Origin of the sequence: Mycobacterium sp. (assembly GCF_035314665.1) — a bacterium.
Classification (GTDB): Bacteria; Actinomycetota; Actinomycetes; order Mycobacteriales; family Mycobacteriaceae; genus Mycobacterium.
Genome location: NZ_DATFZD010000316.1, coordinates 1 through 3,629, shown reverse-complemented (window position 1 = coordinate 3,629; position 3,629 = coordinate 1). Strand labels below are relative to the sequence as shown.

Annotated in this window: 4 protein-coding genes; 3 read left to right on the top strand and 1 reads right to left on the bottom strand. The window is 65.8% G+C overall.

Annotated elements, in window-relative coordinates:
• Positions 1–11: 11 nt before the first annotated feature.
• Positions 12–1,613, bottom strand: a complete 1,602-nt coding sequence (locus VKI00_RS22060) for an aminotransferase class I/II-fold pyridoxal phosphate-dependent enzyme (protein ID WP_324441226.1) — start codon at positions 1,611–1,613, stop codon at positions 12–14.
• A gap of 181 nt (positions 1,614–1,794) precedes the next feature.
• Here VKI00_RS22060 and VKI00_RS22055 point away from each other — a divergent pair, with 181 nt between their 5' ends.
• The 3 genes from VKI00_RS22055 to VKI00_RS22045 all read left to right on the top strand — a co-directional run.
• The gene (locus tag VKI00_RS22055; RefSeq protein ID WP_324441224.1) at positions 1,795–2,358 is read left to right on the top strand and encodes a PqiC family protein; all 564 of its coding nucleotides are present in this window, start codon (positions 1,795–1,797) and stop codon (positions 2,356–2,358) included.
• 485 nt (positions 2,359–2,843) lie between these two features.
• The gene (locus tag VKI00_RS22050) at positions 2,844–3,140 is read left to right on the top strand and encodes a class I SAM-dependent methyltransferase (protein WP_324441222.1); all 297 of its coding nucleotides are present in this window, start codon (positions 2,844–2,846) and stop codon (positions 3,138–3,140) included.
• Between the two features lie 300 nt (positions 3,141–3,440).
• Positions 3,441–3,629, top strand: a 189-nt coding sequence (locus VKI00_RS22045) for a transposase (protein WP_324441220.1), incomplete at its 3' end; no start/stop codon positions are given.

Sequence of the window (3,629 nt, the reverse complement as noted above, 5' to 3'; positions counted from 1 at the left end):
CACGACGCTCACTACCGCAGCTTTTGGCTGAAGCAGCTCGTGGCGGCTTGAGGCCTCCCCCTGCAGGGCGGCCCCGAAGGGCCCTCCTTCATCTCTCGCACAGCATGACGATTGCTCGTCTTCTTGACGCACCCCGCATACGACACCCAGGCGACGCGAGGATGTCCCGCCAGGAACTGCGCCACGGCCGCGGCGTTCGCCACATGCCGCTCCATCCGCACGTGCAGCGTCTCGATGCCGGTGATGGTCAGGAACGCGTTCATCGGCGCCATCGTCGGGCCGAAGTCGCGCAACGCCACCGCGCGAGCCTTGGTCGTAAACGCGAAGTCGCCGAAATTCTCGAAGAAGTTCAGGCCGTGATAGGCGGGCTCCGGCTCCGCCAGCGACGGAAACTTCCCGCGCCCCCAGTCGAACCGACCGGATTCCACGATCACCCCGCCGAGCGCATTGCCATGCCCGGCGAGAAACTTCGTCGTCGAGTGGCAGACGATATCCGCGCCCCACGCGAAGGGCTGGCACAGATACGGCGTGGCCAGCGTGTTGTCGACGATCAGCGGAATCCCCGCCGCGTGCGCGACATCGGCGATCGCCTGCAGGTCCACCACCACGCCGCCGGGATTGGCGAGGCTCTCGACGAAGACCGCCTTGCAGCGCGGTGTCATCGCGCGCCTGAAGTTCGCCGGATCGGTCGGATCGACGAAATGGCACGTCCAGCCCAGCCGCTTGAACGACAGCCCGAACTGCGTCAGCGACCCGCCATACAGGTTGCGCGAGGCGAGGAACTCGTCGCCCGGCTCCAGCAGCGTGAAGAACGTCAGGAACTGCGCCGCATGTCCCGACGACGCGGCGAGTGCCGCGCGCCCGCCCTCCAGCGCCGCCACCCGTTCCTCCAGCACCGCGACGGTCGGGTTGGACACGCGCGTGTACAGGTGGCCGAACGAGTGCAGGTTGAACAGCGACGCCGCGTGCTCGACGTCGTCGAACACGAACGACGTCGTCTGGTAGATCGGCGTGATGCGCGCGCCCGTACTCAGGTCCGGCGCCGCGCCCGCGTGCACCGCCCTGGTCCCGAACCCGTGGTCGCGCTGTGCCGTCTGCCGCCTCTCGCGCACCCGCCGCGGCTGCGGCGGTTCGGCCGGCCGGTTGCGGATCAGCCCGGTGTTCACCCCCGACCACGACAGCTCGCCGCCCAGCCGCCCGAACTCGATCTTCGGGCAGCGGTTCATGATCACCTCGATCCCCGCCGCCTCGGCCGTCGCGGCAGCCGCGTCGTTGCGGATGCCGAGCTGCATCCACACCACCCCGGCGCGGATCGCGATCGCATCCGCCACCACCTCCGGCGCCGCGCCCGGTGCGCGGAATATGTCGACCATGTCGACCGTCTCGGGGATGTCGCGCAGCGACCCGTACACCGCCTCGTCCAGCAGCGTCTGCCCGGCGAGCTTCGGGTTCACCGGAATGACCCGGTAGCCCTTCCCCTGCAGGTAGCGCATCACGAAGTAACTCGGCCGGTTCCAGTCGTCCGACGCGCCGACCAGCGCGATCGTCCTGACGCGCTGCAGGATCGAGCGAATCTTGGCGTCGGCGTAGGGGATCGGTTCCAGGTCGGCCATGCGCCGAAGGACACCGGGCCGCCGACAGCGTCAAGCCCGGCAGGCTCGCCGTCCGCGCCCGGTTGCTGGTATCGTCACGCCAAGGAGATCATACGAACGCCATGCCGCACGACCACGCACACGACCGCCCGCACGACATCTCCCGCCACTCCGCGACATCCGCGCACCGATGAGGACTCGCGTGGCGCTGCTCCTGGCACTTCTGGCAGCCGGGTGCGGCGGTTCGGACGACAACCGCTTCTACCGGCTCGTCCCGGTGACGTCCGCCGCCCCGGTGGCGGGCGGAAGCTGCTCAGCGCCGATCGCCGTCGCCGCCGTGACGGTGCCCGACGCGGTCGACCGCGGGGAGATCGTTCGCGCGTCCGGGCCCGACGAGGTCGACGTCTCCAACCACGATCGCTGGGCAGCGCCGCTGAGCCTGCTGATCCAGCGCACCCTCGCGCAGGACCTGCAACAGCGCCTGCCGCCGGGCCGCGTGCTCGGCCCCGACGCCCAGGCGACGGCCGGGGGCACGGCGACGGTGCGTCTCGGCATCAAGCGCTTCATGGCCGACGACGACGGCCACGTGACGTTGAACACCGACTGGACGCTGCTGAACGCCAGCGGCGGCCAGGTGTTCACCCGCACCGAGACCATCACCGTCAACGGCGACACCTCGTACGGCCAGATCTCCGCCGGCATGAGCACTGCGGTCGGCGTGCTCGCCGACCGCATCGCCGCGGTGCTCGCGAAGTGTCCGGGGTGAGCTGTCTGTAGGCTGGTCGCGAAGTCGGGCTCCGACCCCTTTCGCCCGCCCGCCGTCGTCCGTGAAGAACGCGATCAACTGCAAGATGGGTAAGATGACAAGAATGCGAGGACTGTTCGCGCGCAAGCGTGCTCCCAAACAGGGTGACGACTTGCTTGTCCGCGCCATTCCGCTCACCGAGCTTGAGGCTGCGCCGCTGCGGGTCGGGTCCTTCACCGTATTCTTCAGCTTCATCAGGATTGAGGCGGTCCTGCTTGCAACCGGATCTCTTGAGACCGCGCGCCGGCACCCTGTGCAAGTCACCGTCCGCGAGGGAGACCGGACGAGGGAAGCCCAGGTTCGGTCAGTCTGGACCGGGCGAAGGGTGGAAAATAGTTGTCGAAACGCTGATCGATCGTGCTCACTTCCCGGATGATTGCTGGTTAGTCGCGCATGATCCTCATGATCGGTGGCACGCCTCCTTTAGCACCCTGATCGAGCTTGGAGTGAACCTTGCCGGGCGTATCGACGACGAGTTTCATGACATCGTCCGAACGCGTCCGGGGGCTCGAATCCTCGATATCGGTGGTCGCGCACGCAGTGGCGTTGATCGGCGAGGTGAATACCCCGGATGCGACTTAATCGTTTTCGATCGCGTTGCAGACCCAACCGTCGATGTGGTCGGTGATGCGCACGCGCTCTCTTCGCATTTTCCAGCGGAAAGCTTCGATTTCATCGTCAGTATCGCGGTATTCGAACACCTTCTGATCTCGACTTTCTGCAATTTACGCTGCGAGGCATAGAGTCTGCACGAATCGATTTAGCAAAGCGACTGGCATTATGACGGTATCACTGCCTTGCCGAGACATTGAAAAATCCGGTATCATGGCGCATTCACACCAAGCACGTGGCTGACACCGTATCGGCTTGCCGGCGATAATCACCTCGATCGTTGCGAGATTGAGGATGGCTGGCCGCGATTCTGCTACGTTAATTTGCGGTATCATGGCGCATTCACACCAAGCAACGGAATCAAGCACTTACGGTCGACGTCGACTTCGCTAAACGGTAGAAAGCCATGGCCCTTTTCCAGGACCGCTGCCGTGGCGCAACACTTCCTCATGTCCGCGGCGGCGCGGACCCTGTCGCTCGTCGACCTGTGCGATCTGTCAGAAGACGACGCGCACAAGAAGCTCTGCGCGATGCGGTGGCCCGACACCGACGGCGCCCCGATCTGCCCCAATTGCAACTGCGCGGCCGTCTACACCTATCGGTGTCGCCGGGTGTTCAAA